General features: G+C 55.7%; 23 protein-coding genes. 2 read left to right on the top strand and 21 right to left on the bottom strand.

Annotated features, from left to right (window positions below):
• The first annotated feature begins 162 nt into the window (after positions 1 to 162).
• Positions 163 to 828, top strand: coding sequence for a 6-phosphogluconate phosphatase (gene yieH / locus AFK67_RS00115; RefSeq protein WP_038875797.1), 666 nt, complete (start codon positions 163 to 165; stop codon positions 826 to 828).
• 100 nt (positions 829 to 928) lie between these two features.
• Here yieH and AFK67_RS00110 read toward each other — a convergent pair whose 3' ends face one another.
• The 6 genes from AFK67_RS00110 to pstS all read right to left on the bottom strand — a co-directional run bounded on the left by AFK67_RS00110 (position 929) and on the right by pstS (position 6,846).
• The gene (locus AFK67_RS00110) at positions 929 to 2,095 is read right to left on the bottom strand and encodes an alpha/beta hydrolase-fold protein (protein WP_081591135.1); all 1,167 of its coding nucleotides are present in this window, start codon (positions 2,093 to 2,095) and stop codon (positions 929 to 931) included.
• Between the two features lie 113 nt (positions 2,096 to 2,208).
• Positions 2,209 to 2,934 (bottom strand): phosphate signaling complex protein PhoU, encoded by a 726-nt coding sequence (gene phoU, locus AFK67_RS00105; protein WP_007754112.1) that lies wholly within the window; start codon positions 2,932 to 2,934, stop codon positions 2,209 to 2,211.
• Positions 2,935 to 2,992: 58 nt separating this feature from the next.
• Positions 2,993 to 3,766, bottom strand: a complete 774-nt coding sequence (pstB, locus tag AFK67_RS00100; protein WP_007734335.1) for a phosphate ABC transporter ATP-binding protein PstB — start codon at positions 3,764 to 3,766, stop codon at positions 2,993 to 2,995.
• Positions 3,767 to 3,816: 50 nt separating this feature from the next.
• Entirely contained in the window at positions 3,817 to 4,707 is an 891-nt protein-coding gene (gene pstA / locus AFK67_RS00095; RefSeq protein WP_007734333.1) for a phosphate ABC transporter permease PstA, read from the bottom strand.
• Entirely contained in the window at positions 4,707 to 5,666 is a 960-nt protein-coding gene (gene pstC, locus AFK67_RS00090) for a phosphate ABC transporter permease PstC (RefSeq protein WP_007734331.1), read from the bottom strand. Before pstC ends, pstA begins: the two co-directional genes overlap by 1 nt.
• Positions 5,667 to 5,805: 139 nt before the next feature.
• Positions 5,806 to 6,846 (bottom strand): phosphate ABC transporter substrate-binding protein PstS, encoded by a 1,041-nt coding sequence (pstS, locus tag AFK67_RS00085; RefSeq protein ID WP_007734329.1) that lies wholly within the window; start codon positions 6,844 to 6,846, stop codon positions 5,806 to 5,808.
• A gap of 198 nt (positions 6,847 to 7,044) precedes the next feature.
• Here pstS and AFK67_RS00080 point away from each other — a divergent pair, with 198 nt between their 5' ends.
• The gene (locus AFK67_RS00080; protein WP_007734327.1) at positions 7,045 to 7,371 is read left to right on the top strand and encodes a hypothetical protein; all 327 of its coding nucleotides are present in this window, start codon (positions 7,045 to 7,047) and stop codon (positions 7,369 to 7,371) included.
• An 88-nt stretch (positions 7,372 to 7,459) separates the two neighbouring features.
• Here AFK67_RS00080 and AFK67_RS00075 read toward each other — a convergent pair whose 3' ends face one another.
• From AFK67_RS00075 to mnmG, 15 genes are all read right to left on the bottom strand, one after another.
• The gene (locus AFK67_RS00075; protein ID WP_007734323.1) at positions 7,460 to 8,077 is read right to left on the bottom strand and encodes a hypothetical protein; all 618 of its coding nucleotides are present in this window, start codon (positions 8,075 to 8,077) and stop codon (positions 7,460 to 7,462) included.
• Positions 8,078 to 8,160: 83 nt separating this feature from the next.
• Entirely contained in the window at positions 8,161 to 9,990 is a 1,830-nt protein-coding gene (gene glmS, locus AFK67_RS00070; protein WP_007734321.1) for a glutamine--fructose-6-phosphate transaminase (isomerizing), read from the bottom strand.
• Between the two features lie 226 nt (positions 9,991 to 10,216).
• Positions 10,217 to 11,587 carry a bifunctional UDP-N-acetylglucosamine diphosphorylase/glucosamine-1-phosphate N-acetyltransferase GlmU gene (gene glmU / locus AFK67_RS00065; protein WP_032967708.1) on the bottom strand — a complete coding sequence of 457 codons (1,371 nt, stop codon included), beginning with the start codon at positions 11,585 to 11,587 and terminating at the stop codon, positions 10,217 to 10,219.
• A gap of 54 nt (positions 11,588 to 11,641) precedes the next feature.
• Positions 11,642 to 11,938 (bottom strand): hypothetical protein, encoded by a 297-nt coding sequence (locus AFK67_RS00060; protein ID WP_235047936.1) that lies wholly within the window; start codon positions 11,936 to 11,938, stop codon positions 11,642 to 11,644.
• Positions 11,939 to 12,230: 292 nt separating this feature from the next.
• Entirely contained in the window at positions 12,231 to 12,650 is a 420-nt protein-coding gene (locus tag AFK67_RS00055; protein WP_032967707.1) for a F0F1 ATP synthase subunit epsilon, read from the bottom strand.
• 20 nt (positions 12,651 to 12,670) lie between these two features.
• Positions 12,671 to 14,053: a F0F1 ATP synthase subunit beta gene (atpD, locus tag AFK67_RS00050; RefSeq protein ID WP_004386167.1), complete on the bottom strand. Its 1,383-nt coding sequence runs from the start codon at positions 14,051 to 14,053 to the stop codon at positions 12,671 to 12,673.
• A gap of 26 nt (positions 14,054 to 14,079) precedes the next feature.
• Positions 14,080 to 14,943 carry a F0F1 ATP synthase subunit gamma gene (gene atpG, locus AFK67_RS00045; protein WP_007734312.1) on the bottom strand — a complete coding sequence of 288 codons (864 nt, stop codon included), beginning with the start codon at positions 14,941 to 14,943 and terminating at the stop codon, positions 14,080 to 14,082.
• A 50-nt stretch (positions 14,944 to 14,993) separates the two neighbouring features.
• On the bottom strand, positions 14,994 to 16,535 hold the full coding sequence (gene atpA, locus AFK67_RS00040) for a F0F1 ATP synthase subunit alpha (RefSeq protein WP_007734311.1): 1,542 nt from the start codon (positions 16,533 to 16,535) through the stop codon (positions 14,994 to 14,996).
• Positions 16,536 to 16,547: 12 nt separating this feature from the next.
• Positions 16,548 to 17,081: a F0F1 ATP synthase subunit delta gene (gene atpH / locus AFK67_RS00035; RefSeq protein WP_007734310.1), complete on the bottom strand. Its 534-nt coding sequence runs from the start codon at positions 17,079 to 17,081 to the stop codon at positions 16,548 to 16,550.
• A 14-nt stretch (positions 17,082 to 17,095) separates the two neighbouring features.
• Positions 17,096 to 17,566 carry a F0F1 ATP synthase subunit B gene (atpF, locus tag AFK67_RS00030; RefSeq protein ID WP_007734305.1) on the bottom strand — a complete coding sequence of 157 codons (471 nt, stop codon included), beginning with the start codon at positions 17,564 to 17,566 and terminating at the stop codon, positions 17,096 to 17,098.
• Between the two features lie 64 nt (positions 17,567 to 17,630).
• Positions 17,631 to 17,870, bottom strand: a complete 240-nt coding sequence (atpE, locus tag AFK67_RS00025) for a F0F1 ATP synthase subunit C (protein WP_000429386.1) — start codon at positions 17,868 to 17,870, stop codon at positions 17,631 to 17,633.
• Positions 17,871 to 17,920: 50 nt separating this feature from the next.
• Positions 17,921 to 18,739, bottom strand: a complete 819-nt coding sequence (gene atpB, locus AFK67_RS00020; RefSeq protein ID WP_007734303.1) for a F0F1 ATP synthase subunit A — start codon at positions 18,737 to 18,739, stop codon at positions 17,921 to 17,923.
• 8 nt (positions 18,740 to 18,747) lie between these two features.
• Positions 18,748 to 19,128 (bottom strand): F0F1 ATP synthase subunit I, encoded by a 381-nt coding sequence (gene atpI, locus AFK67_RS00015; RefSeq protein ID WP_007734302.1) that lies wholly within the window; start codon positions 19,126 to 19,128, stop codon positions 18,748 to 18,750.
• 610 nt (positions 19,129 to 19,738) lie between these two features.
• Positions 19,739 to 20,362 carry a 16S rRNA (guanine(527)-N(7))-methyltransferase RsmG gene (gene rsmG, locus AFK67_RS00010; protein WP_007734300.1) on the bottom strand — a complete coding sequence of 208 codons (624 nt, stop codon included), beginning with the start codon at positions 20,360 to 20,362 and terminating at the stop codon, positions 19,739 to 19,741.
• Between the two features lie 57 nt (positions 20,363 to 20,419).
• On the bottom strand, positions 20,420 to 22,309 hold the full coding sequence (gene mnmG / locus AFK67_RS00005; protein ID WP_032991329.1) for a tRNA uridine-5-carboxymethylaminomethyl(34) synthesis enzyme MnmG: 1,890 nt from the start codon (positions 22,307 to 22,309) through the stop codon (positions 20,420 to 20,422).
• Positions 22,310 to 22,326 lie beyond the last annotated feature (17 nt).

The following is a 22,326-nucleotide window of genomic DNA, read 5'->3' as shown; positions in this document are numbered from 1 at the left end:
TTCCGTACAAGGAGGGGAAAAATTCGTCGCTATCCTATACCAAAACGCAGCGATGTTGATGGTCGTCACACACTTTTTTTCATTGAATTTGCTTATACGGCATCGATTGCGTGACGCAAAGCGCTTAGAGTAAACGTTCAACTTGCAACAACAGGAAACGGCATGTCCCGAATTGAAGCGGTATTTTTCGACTGCGACGGCACGCTGGTGGATAGCGAAGTTATCTGCTCCCGCGCTTATGTGCATATGTTCGCCCGGGCTGGCATCACCCTTGAGCTCGACGACGTGTTTAAGCGTTTTAAAGGCGTGAAGCTCTACGAAATCATTGACACGATCAATGACGAATATGGCGTGAACCTGCAAAAAGCTGAACTCGAACCGGTCTACCGCGCGGAAGTGGCGCGACTTTTTGACGCGGAGCTTGCGGAGATCCCAGGCGCAGCGGCGCTTTTGGCCCGGATGAATGTGCCGATGTGCATCGTTTCGAACGGCCCGGTGAGCAAAATGCAGCAGTCCCTCGGCAAAACGGGCATGTTGCGCTATTTCACCGATAAACTCTTTAGCGGCTACGATATCCAGCGCTGGAAGCCCGACCCGGCGTTAATGCATTTCGCCGCCGACGCGATGCAGGTAAATGTGGAGCGCTGCATCCTGGTGGATGATTCCGCCGCGGGCGCGAAAGCAGGCATCGCCGCCGGAATGCAGGTGTTTTATTTTTGCGCCGACCCGCATAACCCGCCGCTTGAGCACCCGAATGTGACGGTATTTACCGATTTAGCGCAGTTGCCCGCCTTGTGGCGGGCGCGCGGCTGGGAGATAACGCGTTAATGTTGATGGCGGGTGCGCTTCGCTTACCACGCCCTACGGGGCCCCGGCATTTGCGTAGGGTGGGTAAGCGAAGCGCACCCACCACGGCTGACGGCCCTCGTTAAAAGATCTTCTGCACCCATTCGGCATAGGCCGGACGCCATACTGCCATCTCATGACCGAGCCCGGGATAGACGTGATAATCGAATTTCACGCCGTCGCGCTCAAGCTCGGTTTTGAGCCCGGCGATATCCCGCCCCGTCACGCTGTCTTTATCGCCTACTACCAGCGTAAAGTTACGCAGTTGACTGTTCACGTCGTCCGCGCGGGACAGCTGCTTCGTCACGTCGTCGTTCGGCACCGTCGCGGTGGTGACACCGCTCAGCGACGCCAGCCAGCCGAAACTCTGCAGATGCGTCATCCCCGACACCAGCGCCTGATAGCCGCCCTGCGACAGCCCGGCCAGCGCGCGCCCCTGCGCGTCCTGGCGAACGTTAAATCGCTGCCCGATCAGCGGAATGATGTCGTTCATCAGCTCTTTATCCGCCGCGCGGGCGTTACGCGGGTAAAAGTCTTTGCGTCGCTCGGCGGGCGGGAAATTCTCCGGCACGGCGTCGGCGATATCCGTTTCGGTATCCGGGATAACCACCAGCATCGGCTTGATTTTGCCCTCCGCCAGCAGATTATCCATCATCTGCGGAATACGGCCCTGGGTGACGGCAGAAAGCCCGGTATCGCCAAAACCGTGATAGAAGTAGAGCACCGGCAGCGGCTCGCTGTCGTGGCTGTAGCCCGGCGGCGTCCAGACATACACCCGGCGCTCCGATTTCAGCGCGCCGGAGTGGTAGGTCAGCGTGCGCATCTCGCCGTGCGGCACCGCCCGGTCATCAATAATACTGCCCGGCACCAGAATCAGCGACGTATTGGGCTGGCGCTGCGGCTTCACATACGGGTTGCCGGTATCGATGGAGCGAAAACCGTCGACGTTAAAGAAATACTCATGCAGATCCGGTGTTAACGGCGCGCTTTTCCAACTCCAGACGCCGTTGGCCTCTTTGCGCATCTCGTGCGATACCTGGCTGTCCGCCGTCGCGCCGATCACCACCGCGACGCGCTGCGCCTCAGGGGCGAACAGGCGGAAGGTGATCGATTTATCGGGGTTCACCTGCGTGATGTAATGGCTGACCGGAATGGACGGGTCGGGCGTTGCCAGCGGCAGCGCGCTGAAAGCGGGTAAACTGGCGCAGCCTAGCAGGGCGGCGAGAGCGGTACGGGAAGGTAATTTCACGGATTTATCCTTTTTATAACGGGCTCGGTAACCCCTTATAGTATTGAGTAAAATCCGCAAAAGGGGCGACATGCGCCCCAAAAATGCCCTCGCGCGCGGCGAGGGCGACAGGCTTATTCTTTCGGATCTTTCCCGGCGAGCAGTTTATCCAGCTCGTCGCCGCCGACGTGGCGGAAATCCTGGCCTTTCACGAAATAGAAAATGTATTCGCAAATATTCTGGCAGCGGTCGCCGATACGCTCGATAGAGCGGGCGCAGAACAGCGCGGTCAGCACGCTCGGGATGGTGCGCGAATCTTCCATCATGTAGGTCATCAGCTGACGCACGATGCCTTCATACTCTTGATCCACTTTTTTATCTTCGCGATAAATACGCACCGCTTCGTCGAGATCCATACGCGCGAAAGCGTCCAGCACGTCGTGAAGCATCTGTACGGTATGACGGCCCAGCGATTCAAGGCTGACCAGCAGCGGCTGATGCTGCTGGGAGAATTTCTCAAGCGCGGTGCGGCAGATTTTATCCGCCACGTCGCCGATGCGCTCCAGCTCGGCGATGGTTTTGATGATGGCCATCACCAGACGCAGATCGCTCGCCGTCGGCTGGCGCTTGGCGATGATGCGCACGCACGCTTCATCGATCGCCACTTCCATCATGTTGACCTTTTTGTCGCCGTCGATGACGCGTTTGGCCAGTTCGCTGTCCTGGTTGTGCATGGCGGTGATCGCATCGGAGAGCTGCTGCTCCACCAGCCCGCCCATGGTCATCACCTGGGTGCGAATGTATTCCAGCTCAGCGTTGAACTGACCGGAAATATGTTTGTTCAGATTCAGATTATCCATTTAGCACTCCACATGCCCGATAAATTCAAAAGCGGCCCACATGAGATATCAGGGCATATCAACCGTAGCGACCGGTAATATAGTCTTCGGTTTGTTTCATTTTCGGCTTGGTGAAGAGATCGTCTGTGTTACTGAACTCGATCAGCTCGCCGAGGTACATAAACGCCGTGTGATCGGAACAGCGCGCCGCCTGCTGCATGTTGTGCGTCACGATAACCACGGTGTAATCCTGCTTAAGCTCGGTGATGAGCTCTTCGATACGGCCCGTGGAGATTGGGTCCAGCGCGGAGCACGGCTCATCAAGCAAAAGCACTTCCGGGCGGATCGCGATACCGCGCGCGATGCACAGACGCTGCTGCTGACCGCCGGAGAGAGAGTAGCCGCTCTGGTGCAGCTTATCTTTGGTTTCGTTCCATAATGCGGCTTTGGTCAGCGCCCACTGCACGCGCTCGTCCATATCGGCGCGGGAGAGTTTCTCAAACAGGCGCACGCCAAAGGCGATGTTGTCATAAATCGACATCGGGAACGGCGTCGGCTTCTGGAACACCATGCCCACTTTGGCGCGCAGCAGCGCGATATCCTGGGCGTGGTTGAGAATGTTTTCGCCATCCAGCAGGATTTCGCCTTCCGCGCGTTGCTCCGGGTAGAGCTCGAACATTTTGTTGAAGGTACGCAGCAGCGTGGATTTACCGCAGCCAGACGGACCGATAAACGCGGTCACTTCGTTTTTGGCAATATCCAGGCTGATGTTTTTCAGGGCATGGAATTTCCCGTAGTAGAAGTTCAAATCGCGAACCTGAATCTTGCTCGGGGTCGTATTAACCATACTCATCTCAATCGTTTTCCTTATCCGGCGTCGCGATGCGCCACGCCGTCAAAAAATTAACCGTGTTTACGTTTGGCGAACAGCACGCGCGCCAGGATATTCAGCAGCAGTACGCAAAGGGTGATAATCAGTACGCCTGCCCAGGCCAATTGTTGCCACTCGGCGAACGGGCTCATGGCGAATTTGAAAATCGTCACCGGCAGGTTGGCGATAGGCTGCATCATATCCGTGCTCCAGAACTGGTTAGAGAGCGCGGTAAAGAGCAGCGGGGCGGTTTCGCCCGCGATACGCGCCACCGCCAGCAGCACGCCGGTCAGAATGCCTGACACCGAGGCTTTAAGCGTAATAGCGGAGATCATCTTCCACTTCGGCGTGCCGAGCGCGTAAGCCGCTTCACGCAGGCTGTCCGGCACCAGCTTGAGCATGTTCTCAGTGGTGCGGATAACAATCGGCACCTGCAGCAGCGCCAGCGCGATGACGCCCGCCCAGCCGGAGAAGTGCTCCATCTGCGCCACCACGATGGTGTAGACGAACAGGCCCACCACGATAGACGGCGCGGAGAGCAGAATGTCGTTGATAAAGCGGATGACTTCGGCGATGAACGACTTGCGACCATATTCCGCGAGATAAATCCCCGCCATGATGCCAAGCGGCGTACCGATAACCGTCGCCCAGAGGATCAGCAGGCCGCTGCCCGCAAGCGCGTTCGCAAGCCCGCCGCCCGCGGTGTTCGGCGGCGGCGTCATCTCGGTAAAGAGCGCCAGCGACATGCCGTCGAAACCGCGCGATACCGTGGAGAATAAGATCCAGATAAGCCAGAACAGGCCGAACGCCATCGTCGCCATCGAGAGCGTCAGGGCGATGCGGTTTTTCATGCGCCGCTTCGCCTGCATTTTACGGCGCGACTGCGCAAGTTGAGCGGGGTTTTGCAGTTCGATAGTCGCCATTAGCGCGCCCCCTCGTTTTTCGCCAGACGCATAATCATGAGTCGGGAGATAGCCAGCACGATAAAGGTGATCACAAAGAGGATCAGGCCGAGCTCCATCAGGGCGGCGACATGCAGACCCGATTCCGCTTCGGCGAACTCATTCGCCAGCGCAGATGTAATGCTGTTGCCCGGCATATAAAGGGAAGCGCTGTCGAGCTGGTAGGTGTTGCCGATGATAAAGGTGACCGCCATGGTTTCGCCGAGCGCACGGCCAAGCCCCAGCATAACGCCGCCGATGACGCCGTTTTTGGTGAACGGCAGCACGATGCGCCAGATAACTTCCCAGGTGGTGCAGCCGATACCGTAGGCCGACTCTTTCATCATCACCGGGGTCTGTTCGAACACATCGCGCATTACGGCCGCGATATAAGGAATTATCATGATAGCGAGGATCACACCCGCCGCCAGAATGCCGATACCGAACGCCGGGCCGGAGAAGAGCGCGCCGACAAACGGAATAGCCGACAGCACGTTGCCGACCGGCTCCTGGAAATACGTCGCGAACAGCGGGGCGAAGATAAACAGGCCCCACATGCCGTAGACGATACTCGGAATCGCCGCCAGCAGCTCAATAGCGATGCCCAGCGGGCGCTTCAGCCAGCCGGGAGCCAGTTCGGTCAGGAACAGCGCGATGCCGAAGCTCACAGGAACCGCGATCAGCAACGCAATAAAGGAGGTCACCAGGGTGCCGTAAATCGGTACCAGCGCGCCAAAGTTTTCATTCGGCGCATCCCATTCCTTGTTCCAGAGGAAGGAAAAACCAAATTTTTCCATGCTCGGCCAGGAAGAGAAAATCAGCGACACGATAATTCCGCCCAGCAGCAATAGCACAATCAGCGCAGCCAGTCGGACCAGCGCGCTGAAAATCATATCGCCCTTTTTACCTGGGGGGTTAAATACAGGCTTGGTGGCAGCCATATTTCACTCTTCAGTTAAACTCTGTTTTGAATGATGCCCGGCAGCGTGATGCGTACCGGGCCTACAAAAAACAGCATGTTACCGGATTTTTGTAGGGCGGATAAGCGAAGCGCCATCCGCCATCTTCGGTAAATCTCTATCAATACAGCGCTTTACCACTGCTGTCTTTTACGTTGGTCTTCCATGCGGCGCGAACCTGCTCAACCACGCTGTCCGGCAGAGAGGCGTAATCCAGGTCGTTAGCCTGTTTCGCGCCTGACTTGTACGCCCAGTCGAAGAACTTCAGCACTTCGGCGCCCTGCTCAGGTTTCTTCTGCTCTTTGTGAACCAGAATGAACGTGGTAGAGGTGATAGGCCATGCGTCGTCGCCTTTCTGGTTGGTCAGGTCCTGAGCGAAAGATTTGCTCCAGTCCACGCCTTTAGCGGCGTTAGAGAAGCTCTCTTCCGTCGGGGCGACCGGCTTGCCGTCAGCGGAAACCAGTTTGGTGTAGGTCAGGTTGTTCTGCTTGGCGTAGGCGTATTCCACGTAGCCGATAGAGCCCGGCAGACGCTGTACGAACGCGGCGATACCGTCGTTGCCTTTACCGCCGAGACCGGTCGGCCAGTTAACGGTAGAGCCGGAGCCGATTTTCGATTTCCACTCGTCGTTCACTTTCGCCAGGTAGCTGGTGAACACGAAAGACGTACCGGAACCGTCAGCGCGACGTACCACGGCGATGTTCTGCGACGGCAGTTTTTTGCCTGGGTTCAGTTTGGCGATAGCCTCGTCATCCCACTTCTTGATTTTGCCAAGGTAGATGTCGCCGAGGGTTTTGCCATCGAGCACCAGCTCGCCAGACTTGAAGCCCGGCAGGTTAACCGCCAGCACCACGCCGCCGATCACGGTCGGGAACTGGAAAAGACCTTCTTGCTGTAATTTTTCGTCAGAAAGCGGCGCGTCAGAAGCACCAAAATCAACAGTGTTAGCAATGATTTGTTTCACGCCACCGGAGGAGCCGATACCCTGATAGTTCACCTTGTTACCGGTTTCTTTCTGGTAGGTATCCGCCCATTTGGCATACACCGGCGCCGGGAATGTTGCGCCCGCGCCAGTCAGACTTGCTGCCGCGAAAGCGGAAAAAGCGCTCAGAGATAAGGTCGCGGCGACAACAGTTGCGACGGTGGTACGCATAACTTTCATAATGTCTCCTGCTGGTGTTCGTAATTTATTGTTTCGTGGCTACGGTGAGCAAAGTAGGACAGTTTGGTGACAGATAAATGTACGAATTATGACAGTTTTATGACAATGAAAAAGATGCAGAAATCTCTTACTTAACTTTATGAATAATAATGCTTTTATAATTCCGCAACCCGCCCGACATTTATAAGGATAGCCGTAATGATAAAAAAACTGTCATTTTTCTCCGTCGCGTCACTGTTCCTTGTTACGTCAACAAGTTATGCCGCGCCAGCTCAACTGGATGCGCACAGTGGCCGCGTTCACGGCGCGCCTGTCACGATTTTTACCAGCGAAGGCGTTATCGCACCTTCTAACGTCGATATTTCGGATGTGGAAAAAGCCGTTGACGCGTACAAACGTAAAGAACAAAACCGTTATTCAGACGACAGAAAGGACAGCGATCTGGAAAGCCGGGTGAGGTCGCTGGAGCAGGAAAACGATAAGTTGTCCCGTGAACTGGAAGATTTAAAACGCAAGATTAAATAAGCGATGGGCTCCCTGTAGGTATAAGACAGGGAGCTGATCCATGTGCCCGGCTATCAAGGGCGCCAGACGGCTCACGCGTATCCGTTACTTATCGGTCTGGCTTATCGCGATTTTTTGCCCGTTTTAATGCCCGTTTTTTCGACGGGCGCTGAAGCGCTGTGGTATGGAAGCGGCGCATTTTGTTCGCGAGACACCAGCGGCCCAGTCTGAACATCTCCTCACTGTTCATCATTCGCCACGCAGCCCACACCAGTAGCGCGCCCGCGCTCCAGCAGAGCCAGAACGCGCCGGAAAGGGGACACGCTATCAATCCGGCAATCAGTGTCGCCAGACTTAACGCCGCATGAAAAAACTCGCTATACAGAAACAGCCGCAAACCGCGGTGCCGCCCTTTTTCTATCATCAGCGTCACGAGGATCAGCAGGACCAGCCAGATAACCCCTGAGAGTATCCACAGCACAGAAAAAGCGGGCCGCAGCGCGACGAGATTGAGTACGGCGCTTAATACCATGGCATAGACGCACCCCACCGGTACGCGCCAGAAACGGCGCGAGCCGATAATGCGAACATTTGGCAAGTCGTGACGCTCAGCCATTCTAAGTTTGAGCTTATGCAGCCTGCGGTGGGCGATATCATCATCCACCTCGGCGCTGTAAGCGATGAGCTGATAAAACCGTGTGTCAGCGAGGCGCTGCATAAACGACATAACCTATCCGTTTCATGACGTTGTGAAAAAAAAGAGGCTGCCTCCCGGCAACCTCTTCAGAGCATAACACGTGCGCAAAGGGCTTATTCCACGGTGACGGACTTCGCCAGGTTACGCGGCTGGTCAACGTCGGTGCCTTTGATGAGCGCGACGTGATAAGCCAGCAGTTGCAGCGGCACCGTGTAGAAAATCGGCGCGATAACGTCTTCAACATGCGGCATCGGGATGATGTTCATGTTGTCGCTGCTGCTGAAACCGGCGTCCTGATCGGCGAAGACGTAGAGCACGCCGCCACGGGCGCGGACTTCTTCGATGTTGGATTTCAGTTTTTCCAGCAGTTCGTTGTTCGGCGCCACGACGATAACCGGCATATCGGCGTCAATGAGCGCCAGCGGGCCGTGCTTGAGCTCGCCTGCCGCGTAAGCTTCGGCGTGGATGTAAGAGATCTCTTTGAGCTTCAGCGCGCCTTCCAGCGCAATCGGATACTGATCGCCGCGGCCCAGGAACAGTGCGTGGTGCTTGTCGGAGAAATCCTCTGCCAGCGCCTCGATGCGTTTGTCCTGCGAGAGCATTTGCTCGATACGGCTCGGCAGCGCCTGCAGGCCGTGAACGATATCGTGCTCAATGGACGCGTCCGCGCCTTTCAGGCGGCTCAGTTTCGCCACCAGCATCAGCAGAACGGTCAGCTGCGTGGTGAACGCTTTAGTGGACGCCACGCCGATTTCCGTACCGGCTTTGGTCATGAGCGCCAGCGAAGACTCACGCACCAGCGACGAGCCGGGCACGTTACAGATGGCCAGCGAGCCGAGATAGCCCAGCTCTTTGGACAGACGCAGCGCCGCCAGCGTATCCGCGGTTTCGCCGGACTGCGACAGCGTGATCATCAGGCTGTTGCGGCGCACGGCGGATTTGCGATAGCGGAATTCCGAGGCGATTTCGACATCGCACGGTACGCCTGCCAGCGCTTCAAACCAGTAGCGGGAGACCATGCCGGAGTTGTACGAGGTGCCGCAGGCGACAATCTGGATATGCTCAACCTGAGACAGCAGTTCATCGGCATTCGGGCCAAGCTCGTTTAAATCCACTTCACCGTGGCTGATGCGCCCGGCGAGCGTGTTTTTAATCGCGTTCGGCTGCTCGTAGATCTCTTTTTGCATGTAGTGACGGTAGATGCCTTTATCGCCGGCGTCATACTGCACGTTAGATTCGATTTCCGGGCGGGAAACGCTTTCGCCCTGGGTATTAAAGATAGCGACGGAGCGGCGGGTGACTTCGGCGATATCGCCCTCTTCCAGGAAGATAAAGCGGCGGGTCACCGGCAGCAGCGCCAGCTGATCGGAGGCGATAAAGTTTTCGCCCATGCCAAGGCCAATCACCAGCGGGCTGCCAGAACGGGCGGCCAGCAGGACGCTCGGATCGCGGTTATCCATGATGACGGTGCCGTAAGCGCCGCGCAGCTGAGGAATGGCGCGCAGTACCGCTTCACGCAGCGTGCCGCCCTGCTCCAGCTCCCAGTGCACCAGGTGCGCGATCACTTCGGTGTCAGTTTCGGTGACAAATTCGTAGCCGCGCGTTTTCAGCAGTTCGCGCAGCGGTTCGTGGTTTTCGATAATGCCGTTATGCACCACCACGATATGCCCGGAGACATGCGGGTGCGCATTGCCTTCAGAAGGTTCGCCGTGGGTCGCCCAGCGGGTGTGAGCAATACCGGTGCCGCCATGCAGCGGATGTTCTTCCGCCGCCTGAACCAGCATCTGGACTTTGCCGAGACGGCGCAGGCGGGTCATATGCCCGGCGCTGTCCACGACCGCGAGACCAGCGGAGTCATAACCGCGGTACTCAAGACGACGTAAACCTTCGAGAAGGATTTCAGCAATATCACGTTGCGCGACTGCGCCAACAATTCCACACATAATTAAGTTCCTGACAATGGCATTTCGCCATGCGTTGTCGACGACCTGTGTTTACCCGTTTTCCGGGCGCCCCGAGCCTTGTAGAGAGTGGGGTTATCGTTATAGGTACTGCTAGTGGGGGGAAATATATCTTTATCTCCTCACCCGGGTCTGCCTGATGAGCGCGATGCGTTATCCGGCGGACTCAATAGTGGGGCGGGTGAACGTAACGCCACCCGCCGCGTGGTTACTTTTTCTTCACCGGGCGACGCCAGCCCTGTTTGTGGACCTGCGGCACGCGGGTGAGCACCAGCTCGTTTTCCGCGATGTTGCGCGTGACGGTCGTCCCTGCGGCGATGGTCGCGCCTCTGGCTACCGTCACCGGCGCCACCAGCTGGGTGTCGGAGCCGACAAACACGTCGTCGCCGATAATGGTTTTGTGTTTGTTCGCGCCGTCATAGTTGCAGGTAATAGTGCCCGCGCCGATGTTGACGTTATCACCAATCTCCGCGTCACCCAGATAGGTCAGGTGGCCCGCTTTTGAGCCTTTACCCAGCCGCGCTTTTTTTATCTCAACGAAGTTACCAACGTGCGCGCCTTCCAGCAGTTCGGCCCCCGGACGCAGACGCGCAAACGGCCCAATGGTGCAGGCGGCGTCAAGACGCGCGTCTTCCACAACGCTGTACGGGCTTAGCTCGCAGTCATCGCCAATAACGCTGTTTTTTATCACGCAGCCTGCGCCAATCTTCACGCGATCGCCCAGCACGACATCGCCTTCAATAATCACGTTAGCGTCGATTTCGACATCGCGCCCGTGTTTCAGCGTGCCGCGCAGGTCGAAACGCGCCGGGTCGCGCAGCATCACGCCCGCCAGCAGCAGTTTTTCCGCCTGCTCGGCCTGATAAACGCGCTCAAGACGCGACAGCTGGAGACGGTTGTTCACCCCTTCCACTTCGCTTAAACGCTGCGGATGCACAGCGGCTATTTCACGGCCTTCGTTCCAGGCCATCGCGATGATGTCGGTGATGTAGAACTCGCCCTGCGCATTGTTGTTGTCGAGCTGGCCCAGCCAGCGTTTCAGATCCGCGCCGTTGGCGACCAGAATGCCGGTATTGATTTCAGTGATCTGACGCTGCGCGTCGCTGGCGTCTTTATGCTCAACGATGCCGGAAACCTTGCCGTTTTCACGGGTGATGCGGCCATAGCCGGTCGGATCGTCGAGATTCACGGTCAACAGACCGATGCCGCCCTGCGGTTTCGCCGCGCAGAGCTGTTGCAGGGTCTCGACCGAGATCAGCGGCACATCGCCGTAGAGCATCAGCACGTCTTCGTCGTCGCTGAAGAACGGCGCGGCCTGCTGCATCGCGTGACCGGTGCCAAGCTGTTCTGCCTGCAACACCCAGTTAAGCGAGGCGTCTTTCAGGGTGTTTTGCAGCAGATCGCCGCCATGGCCATAAACCAGATGAATATTTTGCGCGCCGACATGTTTCGCGGCGTCAATGACATGCTGCACCATCGGCTTCCCGGCCAGAGTGTGCAGCACTTTTGGAAGATCGGAGTACATGCGCGTGCCTTTGCCGGCGGCAAGGATCACAACGCTCATAGCATGGCTAGACATAGTCGTCCTGTCTTATGAAAGTGAGTGAAGTAAAGCGATTTAGCGCCCGAAATTCTACATATTTTTCAGCATAAAACGGGCTGTGGGCAAATTGCCGCTTTTCGCCTGTTTTACCATGTTATGCAGGCGCTGAATGTATGTCTGAACGCCGAAAAGGGCGCGCAGAATGTCTTGTGTGATTTTATCGCTTAAGAAAACAAAGGGATGCTGTTTTTTTGCGTCTGGAATAAAGCGTAGCGAAAACGAGCGTAAATTCATCCTTTCCGGACAGCTGAGCGCAAAAAACAGCGACAAGAAGACGGGGGCTTTTGAAAAAAACAAAAAAGGCCGCGCTGTGGCGACCCTTTTCATGCTCGCCACGCGCTGAAAGGCGCGGGCAACGCAGGAATATTACAGATTGAAAGTACCGAAAGATACGCTCATGTTGTTGAAATAAGAGATGATTTTATTGATAAGTTTCATGTGTCCTCCGCACTTAAATGTGATCTCATTCACAAAATCAAGTCTACGCGGCTTTTATCAACCGATCAATATTTTGTGATGATAATCACAAAAATAATAAAACAGCTTTTCACATCGTAGATAGCGGACATAAAAAAGCCAGCCGGGTCGCCCAGGCTGGCTTTTCACTTTCAAGCCGGTGTTACATCGCTTTCTTGGTCAACTCGATAACGCGCAGTTTGGCGATCGCCTTGGCCAGCTCAGCGGAAGCCTGAGCGTAGTCCACGTCACCGTGGGAGCTACGGATATGGTCTTCCGCTTTACGCTTCGCTTCCAGGGCTCGCGCTTCGTCGAGATCCTGGCCGCGAATCGCGGTGTCAGCCAGCACGGTTACGTTGCCCGGCTGCACTTCCATCACGCCGCCGGAGAGATAAATGTACTCTTCGTGGCCGTGCTGTTTCACGATGCGGATCATACCAGGCTTAATGGCGGTGAGCAGCGGCGCGTGGCCCGGGTAAATCCCCAGCTCGCCTTCGCTACCCGTAACCTGGATTTTCTCGACCAGACCAGAGAACATCTGTTTCTCTGCGCTGACGACATCCAGGTGGTAAGTCATTGCCATGTCACCCTCCGATTAAGGCGTTAAAGTTTTTTGGCTTTTTCCACGGCTTCATCAATGGAGCCAACCATGTAGAACGCCTGCTCCGGCAGATGATCGTATTCGCCTTCCATGATGCCTTTAAAGCCACGGATGGTGTCTTTCAGCGACACGTATTTGCCCGGCGCACCGGTAAAGACTTCTGCCACGAAGAACGGCTGGGACAGGAAGCGCTGGATCTTACGCGCGCGAGCTACCACCAGTTTGTCTTCTTCAGACAGTTCGTCCATACCGAGGATGGCGATGATGTCTTTCAGTTCCTGGTAACGCTGCAGAATAGACTGCACGCCACGCGCGGTGTCGTAGTGCTCCTGACCAACAACCAGCGGGTCCAGCTGACGGCTGGTGGAATCCAGCGGGTCAACTGCCGGGTAGATACCCAGAGAAGCAATCTGACGGCTCAGTACCACGGTGGCGTCAAGGTGCGCAAAGGTGGTGGCTGGTGACGGGTCAGTCAAGTCATCCGCCGGTACGTATACCGCCTGTACGGAGGTGATAGAACCGGTTTTGGTGGAGGTGATACGCTCCTGCAGAACGCCCATCTCTTCCGCCAGCGTCGGCTGATAACCTACCGCTGAAGGCATACGGCCCAGCAGTGCGGATACTTCAGTACCGGCCAGGGTGTAACGGTAGATGTTGTCGACAAACAGCAGAACGTCACGACCTTCGTCACGGAATTTCTCTGCCATGGTCAGACCGGTCAGCGCAACGCGCAGACGGTTTCCCGGCGGCTCGTTCATCTGGCCGTAAACCAGGGATACTTTATCCAGAACGTTGGAGTCGGTCATTTCGTGGTAGAAGTCGTTACCTTCACGGGTACGCTCGCCCACGCCTGCAAACACGGAGTAACCGGAGTGCTCGATCGCGATGTTACGGATGAGCTCCATCATGTTTACGGTTTTACCCACGCCCGCACCACCGAACAGACCGACTTTACCGCCCTTCGCGAACGGACACATCAGGTCGATTACTTTGATGCCGGTTTCCAGCAGTTCCTGAGAGCTGGACAGCTCTTCATAGGACGGCGCCGCGCGGTGAATCGCCCAACGCTCTTCTTCGCCGATATCGCCTTTCATGTCGATAGGCTGACCCAGGACGTTCATGATACGACCCAGCGTCGCTTTACCTACCGGCACTTCGATCGGGTGCTCAAGGTCTGCAACAGGCAGACCACGACGCAGACCGTCGGAAGAACCCATCGCGATGGTACGTACGATACCGCCGCCGAGCTGCTGCTGGACTTCCAGCACCAGACGCTCATTACCATTCGTTACCTCAAGGGCATCGTACACTTTCGGTACGGCATCCTGAGGGAACTCGACGTCCACCACGGCGCCGATTACCTGGACAATCTTTCCAGTAGCCATCTTGAATCCTCTACGAAATAACCTGGTTAAACCGCGGCGGCCCCCGAGACGATCTCGGTGAGTTCCTGAGTAATGCTGGCCTGACGAGCTTTGTTGTACACCAACTGCAGCTCTTTAATCAGGCTGCCGCCATTATCGGTCGCGGCTTTCATCGCCACCATTCGTGCGGCCTGCTCGCTGGCCAGGTTTTCAACCACACCCTGATAAACCTGCGATTCGACATAGCGACGCAGCAGGGTATCCAGCAGCGCCTTCGGATCGGGTTCGTACAGGTAATCCCAGGATTTGTGCTTCAACTCATCGTCTTCTGATGCCGGCAGCGGCAGCAGCTGAGTGATGGTCGGAGCCTGAGACATGGTATTAATAAATTTGTTGCTGACCACGTAAAGCTTGTCCAGACGGCCTTCATCATAAGCCTGCAGCATCACTTTTACCGGGCCAATCAGATCTGACAGGGAAGGGTTATCTCCCATGCCGGTGACCTGCGCCACGATGTTGCCGCCTACTGAATTGAAGAAAGAAACGCCTTTGGAGCCGATCATTGCGATATCGCACTGAACGCCTTTATCGGACCATGCTTTCATATCTGCCAGCACTTTCTTGAACAGGTTGATGTTCAAGCCGCCGCACAGACCACGGTCAGTCGACACCACCAGGTAGCCCACGCGTTTAACGTCGCGTTCTTCCAGGTAAGGGTGTTTATATTCCAGATTACCGGTAGCAAGGTGACCAATCACTTTGCGCATGGTATCTGCATAAGGACGGCTGGCCGCCATGCGATCCTGCGATTTACGCATTTTGGAAGCGGCGACCATCTCCATCGCTTTAGTGATCTTTTGCGTGTTCTGGACGCTTGCGATCTTACTACGTATCTCTTTTGCGCCGGCCATGAGCTTCTCCTCAATGCCTTGCGGCTTGCCTTACAGCAAGCCGCCAGACGTTACCAGGACTGGGTTGCTTTGAAGGAGTCGAGGAGGCTTTTCAGCTTGCCTTCGATCTCATCGTTATAGCCACCGTTCTGGTTGATCTCTTGCATCAGCGGAGCGTGGTCACGGTCAGCGTAAGCCAGCAGAGCGGCTTCGAAGCTACCGATTTTCGCCAGTTCCACATCTTCGAGGTAACCGCGTTCAGCCGCGAACAGCACCAGACCCTGCTGTGCAACAGACATCGGCGCGTACTGTTTCTGCTTCAGCAGTTCAGTGACTTTCTGGCCGTGGCTCAGCTGTTTACGGGTTGCTTCGTCCAGATCGGATGCGAACTGAGAGAACGCCGCCAGTTCACGATACTGCGCCAGCGCGGTACGAATACCACCGGACAGTTTCTTGATGATCTTGGTCTGAGCAGCACCGCCCACACGGGATACGGAGATACCCGGGTTAACCGCCGGACGAATACCGGAGTTAAACAGGTTGGTTTCCAGGAAGATCTGACCATCGGTAATGGAGATTACGTTGGTCGGAACGAACGCGGAAACGTCACCCGCCTGGGTTTCGATGATCGGCAGCGCGGTCAGGGAGCCGGTTTTACCTTTCACTGCACCTTTGGTGAAGTTCTCAACGTATTCCGCGTTAACGCGGGATGCGCGCTCCAGCAGACGGGAGTGGAGGTAGAACACGTCGCCCGGGAACGCTTCACGTCCTGGCGGACGACGGAGCAGCAGGGAAACCTGACGGTAAGCGACAGCCTGTTTAGACAGGTCATCGTAAACGATCAGCGCGTCTTCGCCGCGGTCACGGAAGTATTCGCCCATGGCGCAACCGGCATACGGCGCAAGATATTGCAGCGCTGCGGATTCAGACGCGGTCGCGACCACAACGATGGTGTTGGACAGCGCGCCGTGCTCTTCCAGCTTACGAACCACGTTAGAAATGGTGGACGCTTTCTGGCCGATAGCCACGTACACGCATTTGATACCGGAATCGCGCTGGTTGATGATGGCGTCGATAGCCATCGCGGTTTTACCGGTCTGACGGTCGCCGATGATAAGTTCACGCTGACCACGACCGATTGGGATCATGGCATCGACGGACTTATAACCGGTCTGTACAGGCTGGTCTACGGACTGACGGTCGATAACGCCCGGTGCGATAACTTCGATTGGCGAGAAGCCATCGTTGTCTACCGGACCTTTACCGTCGATCGGCGCGCCGAGGGTGTTAACGACGCGACCCAGCAGGCCACGGCCAACCGGCACTTCCAGAATACGGCCAGTACATTTGACCTTCATGCCTTCGGCGAGGTCAGAGTACGGACCCATAACAACCGCACCTACGGAGTCGCGCTCCAGGTTCAGTGCGATAGCGTAACGGTTACCCGGCAGGGAGATCATTTCACCCTGCATACAATCGGCCAGGCCGTGGATACGGATAACACCGTCACTTACAGAAACGATAGTACCTTCGTTGTGAGCTTCACTCACAACATTGAACTGAGCAATGCGCTGCTTGATCAGTTCGCTGATTTCGGTGGAATTCAGTTGCATGCTCCAGTCCCCTTAAGACTGCAAGACGTCTGCGAGGCGTTCAAGACGGCCGCGCACGCTGCCGTCAATGACCGTATCACCCGCACGGATGATAACGCCTGCCATTACAGACTTATCAATTTTGCAATTCAGCTTCACTTTGCGTGACAGACGTTTTTCCATCGCGGCGCTGATTTTCGCAAGCTGTTCATCGCTCAGCGCGCTGGCAGAAGTCACTTCGACTTCAACGGTAGCCTCAAGGGCTGCGCGTAACTGAATGAACTGCTCAAGAACATCAGGAAGCACCTTCAGACGGCCATTTTCCGCCATCACCTGAATCAGGTTCTGGCCATTGGCGTCTAACTGGTCACCACAGATTGCGATAAACGACTTAGCGAGCGATTCTGGCGCCAGGGCGCCAGAGAGAAGCTCAGCCATCTGTTCGTTTTTGGCCACTTCGGCGGCAAACGCCAGCATATCCTGCCAGCGGTCGAGGCTTTGGTGTTCGACGGCAAAGTCAAAAGCTGCTTTGGCGTAGGGGCGAGCTACCGTTACAAATTCAGACATCAGCCCCTCCCTCCTTACAGTTCAGCGACCAGTTTATTCACGATGTCGCTGTTAGCAGCTTCATCCACGGAACGTTCAATGATCTTCTCGGCGCCAGCAACAGCCAGGATAGCAACCTGCTTGCGCAGCTCTTCACGGGCACGTTTACGCTCGGCTTCGATTTCGGCCTGGGCCTGCGCCACGATTTTGTTACGTTCCTGTTCTGCTTCAGCTTTCGCTTCGTCCAGGATCTGAGCGCGACGTTTGTTCGCCTGCTCAACAATCACCTGGGCTTCCGCTTTCGCTTTTTTCAGCTGGTCGGTCGCGTTGGACTGTGCAAGCTCCAGATCCTTTTTAGCGCGTTCTGCAGAAGACAGACCGTCAGCAATTTCTTTCTGACGTTTTTCGATGGCAGCCATAATTGGCGGCCATACGTACTTCATACAGAACAGAACGAACAGGACAAACGCGATGGCCTGGCCGAGGATTGTTGCGTTAAGATTCACAGCACAATGCCTCTTATCTGGTTAATGTTCTGATATTGCCTGTTAAGTCAGACAATTTCGTTTACTACGCGACGGCGAACATCACGTACAGACCCAGACCCACAGCGATCATCGGGATAGCATCCACCAGACCCATTACGATAAAGAACTGAGTACGCAGCAGAGGAATCAGATCAGGCTGGCGCGCAGCGCCTTCCAGGAATTTGCCCCCGAGGATGCCGATACCGATCGCAGCACCGATTGCCGCCAGACCCATCATCACAGCGGCAGCCATGTACAGCAGATCCATATTCAGGTTTTCCATGACAGTCTCCAGTTTGTTTCAGTTAAAACGCAGTAGTGTTGAGTAAAAAATCAATGCTCTTCAGATGCCATCGACAGATAGACAATCGTCAGAACCATGAAAATGAAGGCCTGCAACGTAATGATCAGGATGTGGAAAATGGCCCACGGCACATTCAAAATCCACTGTGACCACCACGGCAGAAGACCCGCAATCAGAATGAAAATCAGCTCACCGGCATACATGTTGCCGAACAGTCGCAGACCGAGAGAAACCGGTTTGGACAGCAGGCTAACACCTTCCAGGATCAGGTTGACCGGAATAAATACCGGGTGATTGAACGGCTGCAGCGTCAGCTCTTTAGTAAAGCCGCCAACGCCTTTCATTTTGATGCTGTAGAAAAGAATGAGGATAAACACGCCCAGCGCCATGGAGAGGGTGATGTTCACGTCAGCAGACGGCACCACGCGCAGAGCAGGCAGACCAAATACGTGCTCGCCGATGTACGGCAGCAGGTCGATAGGCAGCAAATCCATCAGGTTCATCAGGAATACCCAGACGAAAATCGTCAGGGCCAGCGGCGCAATAAGCTTGCTTTTGCCATGGTACATGTCTTTCACGCTACCATGCACAAAGCCGATGACCAGCTCTACCGCTGTCTGGAATTTGCCCGGAACGCCACTGGTCGCGTGCTTCGCGACTTTACGGAACAGAACCAGGAATAACAGGCCCAGCACCACCGAGAAGAACATGGAGTCGATATTGAGCGTCCAGAAGGTGGCCGGGGGGTTATGCGGATCCACCAGCGAGAATGTACGCAGGTCAATCTGAAGGTTATTCAGATGGTGGCCTATGTAATCCTGCGGCGTCGAGATTTCTCCTGCAGACATGATGCCTCTTACCCTTTGTTGTTAATTACAGCTGGCGCCAGTATCTGCACAACCAGCACCGAAACCCACGTCACGATCAGCGGCAAAAAAACCGCCTTCAAACACGCCAGCGCCACCACCAGCAAGGTAAAGGTCGCAACCACCTTAAACGCTTCGCCGAGGGCGAAAGACCAGGCCACGCGGCCTTTAGCGGGTGTATGCGCCTGATGACGCCAGGCAAAATTCACAAACAGCACATTCGGCAGCCACACTGCCAGCCCCCCGCATATCGCAGAGAGGCCCCAGAAAGGGTCTTTGAGGCAAAACAGCAACCCTGCCGCCAGCACCGCGATAAACTGGATGAGCAGGAGCTTGCGGGCCACTTTTTTACTCATAAGCGACGCAGACATTTTCGCTACTGCTCCCTTTGAGGTATGTCGCGTGTCGTATAAAACGTTCTTTGACGCTCTGAGTCAAGCCTCAAAAAGCGCTCAAATTATACGGGGCGAGCACGTGATTTCAAACTATAAGTAGCCAAAAGGTGAATAAATGTTTAAATAATTTTCAGGGCCGCGTTTTTGCAACTTTTGTGCAAACCTCAAAGCAAAAGCGAAAAACGCGAATTGCGCGCGAAGCTTGCGAATAAAGCGTGCACGAGATCACATTATAAACAATTCCTGCTCAAGGTTTGTCACCTCCTTTAGGAATGCGCACCTGATAACCCTTTGTATTTAAAAACCTTTAAAGCTTAATCTTTTTAAAACACCCCGAAACACGATAAAAACCTTTCATTGACATCTACGGGAAACAATTTACGTCCCGTTATCACGCTTCGCGCTCAATATAGCACCCTTATATTTTCATACGTGACTATTTGTTTTTTGGTGCAAAGGGTGCTTCGTTATGTTTAAGCTGCGAACAAGTTAATAAAAAGTGAAATAAGCGGTTGTTATTACGATCGTGTCTGGTTTTTTTACCGGCGCATCAATCGCGTCTTATTTCTACTTTTTTTGATAAATATTAAGTTCTGTTTGCTTTAAGGATAACCAGATGGCGTTCGCCGTCGAGACGAGGAACCGACAGCCTGACGATTTCTTCAACAGCAAAACCTGCCGGCAGCGCGGTGATTTCATCATCCGGACGCTGGCCTTTCAGCGCATAAAAACGGCCCTGCTCTCCTGGCAAGTGATGACACCAGTTCACCATATCGGAGAGCGAGGCGAACGCGCGGCTGATAACGCCGTCAAACGGCGGCTCGGCAGGGAACGTCTCAACGCGACTTTGCACAGGCGTGATGTTTTCGAGCTTCAGCTCATGCTGCACCTGACGCAAAAAGCGCACGCGCTTACCGAGGCTGTCCAGCAGGGTGAAATGGCTGTCAGGGCGCACGATCGCCAGCGGCACGCCAGGCAGGCCAGGCCCCGTGCCGACATCGATAAAACGCGAGCCGTTCAGATGCGGCTCCACCACGATGCTGTCCATGATGTGGCGTACCAGCATCTCGTTCGGGTCACGTACAGACGTGAGATTATAGGCCTTGTTCCACTTGTTCAGCATATCGACATAGGCCACCAGCTGCGCTTTCTGGTGTTCGGGCAGCGAAATCCCTGCGTCATCCAGCAGGCGGGTCAGTGTATTCAGCACGACGGTTTTTCCATATAAAAAGGGCCAGACATAGGCTGGCCCGAAAAGAGACGGTACTCAGGCACTGCGGCGCAGTAGCCCCTGTTTCTTCAGCCAGACCAGCAAAATGGAAATGGCGGCAGGCGTGATCCCGGAGATACGGGACGCCTGGCCAATCGACGCCGGTTTATGATCGTTAAGTTTGGCGATCACCTCATTGGAGAGGCCATTCACCTGGCGATAATCAAGCGTCGCCGGCAGCAGCGTGCTTTCGTTGCGCTGCTGTTTTTCGATCTCATCCTGCTGGCGGGCGATATAGCCTTCGTATTTCACCTGAATTTCAACCTGCTCCGCCGCCTGCGCGTCTTCCAGCGCCGGGGCGAAAGCCTCAAGCGTGGTCAACTGAGCATAGGTCATTTCCGGGCGGCGCAGCAGATCTTCGCCGCTGGCCTCGCGAGAGAGCGGCGCGGTGAGGGTCGCATTGATCGCTTCTACGGTGGCCGAGGTCGGCGTCACCCAGGTGCTTCTCAGACGCTGGCGCTCGCGCTCGATGTTTTCCAGCTTCTCGTTGAAACGTGCCCAGCGCGCGTCGTCAACCAGGCCCATTTCGCGACCGGCTTCGGTCAGACGCAAATCGGCGTTGTCTTCACGCAGCATCAGGCGATATTCGGCACGCGAGGTAAACATGCGGTACGGCTCTTTGGTGCCGAGCGTGCAGAGATCATCCACCAGCACGCCAAGATAAGCCTGAGAACGGCCCGGCGCCCAGCCTTCTTTATCGGCGGAGTAACGCCCGGCGTTCAGGCCTGCCAGCAGCCCCTGGGCCGCAGCTTCTTCGTAACCGGTGGTGCCATTGATCTGGCCGGCGAAGAACAGTCCCTGGATGTATTTGCTCTCAAGCGTCGGTTTCAGGTCGCGTGGGTCGAAGAAATCGTACTCAATGGCATAGCCCGGACGCACAATTTTCGCGTTCTCCATTCCCTTCATGGAACGGACGATTTGCATCTGCACGTCAAACGGCAGGCTGGTCGAGATGCCGTTCGGATAAATTTCGTTACTGGTGAGCCCTTCAGGCTCAAGGAAGATCTGGTGCGCGTTGCGATCGGCGAAGCGCATCACTTTATCTTCGATCGACGGGCAGTAGCGCGGCCCGATCCCCTCGATAACGCCTGCGTACATCGGGCTGCGATCGAGGTTATTGCGGATCACGTCATGGGTTTTTTCGTTGGTGTGCGTGACGTAGCACGGCACCTGGCGCGGATGTTGACTCGCAGACCCCATGAACGAAAAGACCGGCATTGGGTTGTCGCCATGCTGCTGATCGAGCACGCTGAAATCGATAGTGCGCGCATCGATACGCGGCGGCGTCCCGGTTTTCAGGCGACTGACGCGCAGCGGCAGTTCACGCAGTCGACGCGCCAGCGGTACGGAAGGCGGATCGCCTGCACGGCCGCCGCTGTAGTTATCAAGCCCGATATGAATTTTGCCGTCGAGGAAAGTACCGACCGTCAGCACCACTGCTTTGGCGCGGAATTTAAGGCCCATCTGCGTGACGGCGCCCACGACGCGATCGTTTTCCACGATCAGGTCATCCACGGCCTGCTGGAAGATCATCAGGTTCGGCTGATTTTCCAGCGCGGTACGCACGGCCTGTTTGTACAGCACGCGATCCGCCTGAGCGCGGGTAGCGCGCACGGCCGGGCCTTTGCTGGCGTTTAGTATCCTAAACTGAATACCGGCCTGATCGATCGCCTTCGCCATCAGCCCGCCGAGAGCATCCACTTCCTTAACCAGATGTCCTTTACCAATACCGCCGATCGCCGGGTTACAGGACATCTGTCCCAGCGTGTCGATATTGTGTGTCAAAAGCAGGGTCTGCTGACCCATGCGTGCAGCGGCCATTGCGGCCTCGGTACCTGCATGACCCCCGCCAATGATAATGACGTCAAAAGGATCCGGATAAAACATGTTGGTATGACCTCGCG

Origin of the sequence: Cronobacter dublinensis subsp. dublinensis LMG 23823 (assembly GCF_001277235.1) — a bacterium.
Taxonomy (GTDB): domain Bacteria; phylum Pseudomonadota; class Gammaproteobacteria; order Enterobacterales; family Enterobacteriaceae; genus Cronobacter; species Cronobacter dublinensis.
Note: the sequence above shows the minus strand (reverse complement) of the source record. Positions and strands in the feature narration are given on the sequence as shown.

Excerpts from the sequence above, each read along its gene's own strand:
- AFK67_RS00055 (WP_032967707.1), bottom strand. The coding sequence starts at position 12,650 with ATGGCAATGACTTACCACCTGGATGTCGTCAGCGCAGAGAAACAGATG.
- yieH (WP_038875797.1), top strand. The coding sequence starts at position 163 with ATGTCCCGAATTGAAGCGGTATTTTTCGACTGCGACGGCACGCTGGTG.
- pstS (WP_007734329.1), bottom strand. The coding sequence starts at position 6,846 with ATGAAAGTTATGCGTACCACCGTCGCAACTGTTGTCGCCGCGACCTTA.
- atpD (WP_004386167.1), bottom strand. The coding sequence starts at position 14,053 with ATGGCTACTGGAAAGATTGTCCAGGTAATCGGCGCCGTGGTGGACGTC.
- AFK67_RS00080 (WP_007734327.1), top strand. The coding sequence starts at position 7,045 with ATGATAAAAAAACTGTCATTTTTCTCCGTCGCGTCACTGTTCCTTGTT.
- AFK67_RS00060 (WP_235047936.1), bottom strand. The coding sequence starts at position 11,938 with ATGAAAAGGGTCGCCACAGCGCGGCCTTTTTTGTTTTTTTCAAAAGCC.
- glmU (WP_032967708.1), bottom strand. The coding sequence starts at position 11,587 with ATGTCTAGCCATGCTATGAGCGTTGTGATCCTTGCCGCCGGCAAAGGC.
- atpH (WP_007734310.1), bottom strand. The coding sequence starts at position 17,081 with ATGTCTGAATTTGTAACGGTAGCTCGCCCCTACGCCAAAGCAGCTTTT.
- atpB (WP_007734303.1), bottom strand. The coding sequence starts at position 18,739 with ATGTCTGCAGGAGAAATCTCGACGCCGCAGGATTACATAGGCCACCAT.
- pstC (WP_007734331.1), bottom strand. The coding sequence starts at position 5,666 with ATGGCTGCCACCAAGCCTGTATTTAACCCCCCAGGTAAAAAGGGCGAT.
- atpI (WP_007734302.1), bottom strand. The coding sequence starts at position 19,128 with ATGTCTGCGTCGCTTATGAGTAAAAAAGTGGCCCGCAAGCTCCTGCTC.
- pstB (WP_007734335.1), bottom strand. The coding sequence starts at position 3,766 with ATGAGTATGGTTAATACGACCCCGAGCAAGATTCAGGTTCGCGATTTG.
- phoU (WP_007754112.1), bottom strand. The coding sequence starts at position 2,934 with ATGGATAATCTGAATCTGAACAAACATATTTCCGGTCAGTTCAACGCT.
- AFK67_RS00075 (WP_007734323.1), bottom strand. The coding sequence starts at position 8,077 with ATGTCGTTTATGCAGCGCCTCGCTGACACACGGTTTTATCAGCTCATC.
- pstA (WP_007734333.1), bottom strand. The coding sequence starts at position 4,707 with ATGGCGACTATCGAACTGCAAAACCCCGCTCAACTTGCGCAGTCGCGC.
- atpG (WP_007734312.1), bottom strand. The coding sequence starts at position 14,943 with ATGGCCGGCGCAAAAGAGATACGTAGTAAGATCGCAAGCGTCCAGAAC.
- atpA (WP_007734311.1), bottom strand. The coding sequence starts at position 16,535 with ATGCAACTGAATTCCACCGAAATCAGCGAACTGATCAAGCAGCGCATT.
- atpE (WP_000429386.1), bottom strand. The coding sequence starts at position 17,870 with ATGGAAAACCTGAATATGGATCTGCTGTACATGGCTGCCGCTGTGATG.
- glmS (WP_007734321.1), bottom strand. The coding sequence starts at position 9,990 with ATGTGTGGAATTGTTGGCGCAGTCGCGCAACGTGATATTGCTGAAATC.
- mnmG (WP_032991329.1), bottom strand. The coding sequence starts at position 22,309 with ATGTTTTATCCGGATCCTTTTGACGTCATTATCATTGGCGGGGGTCAT.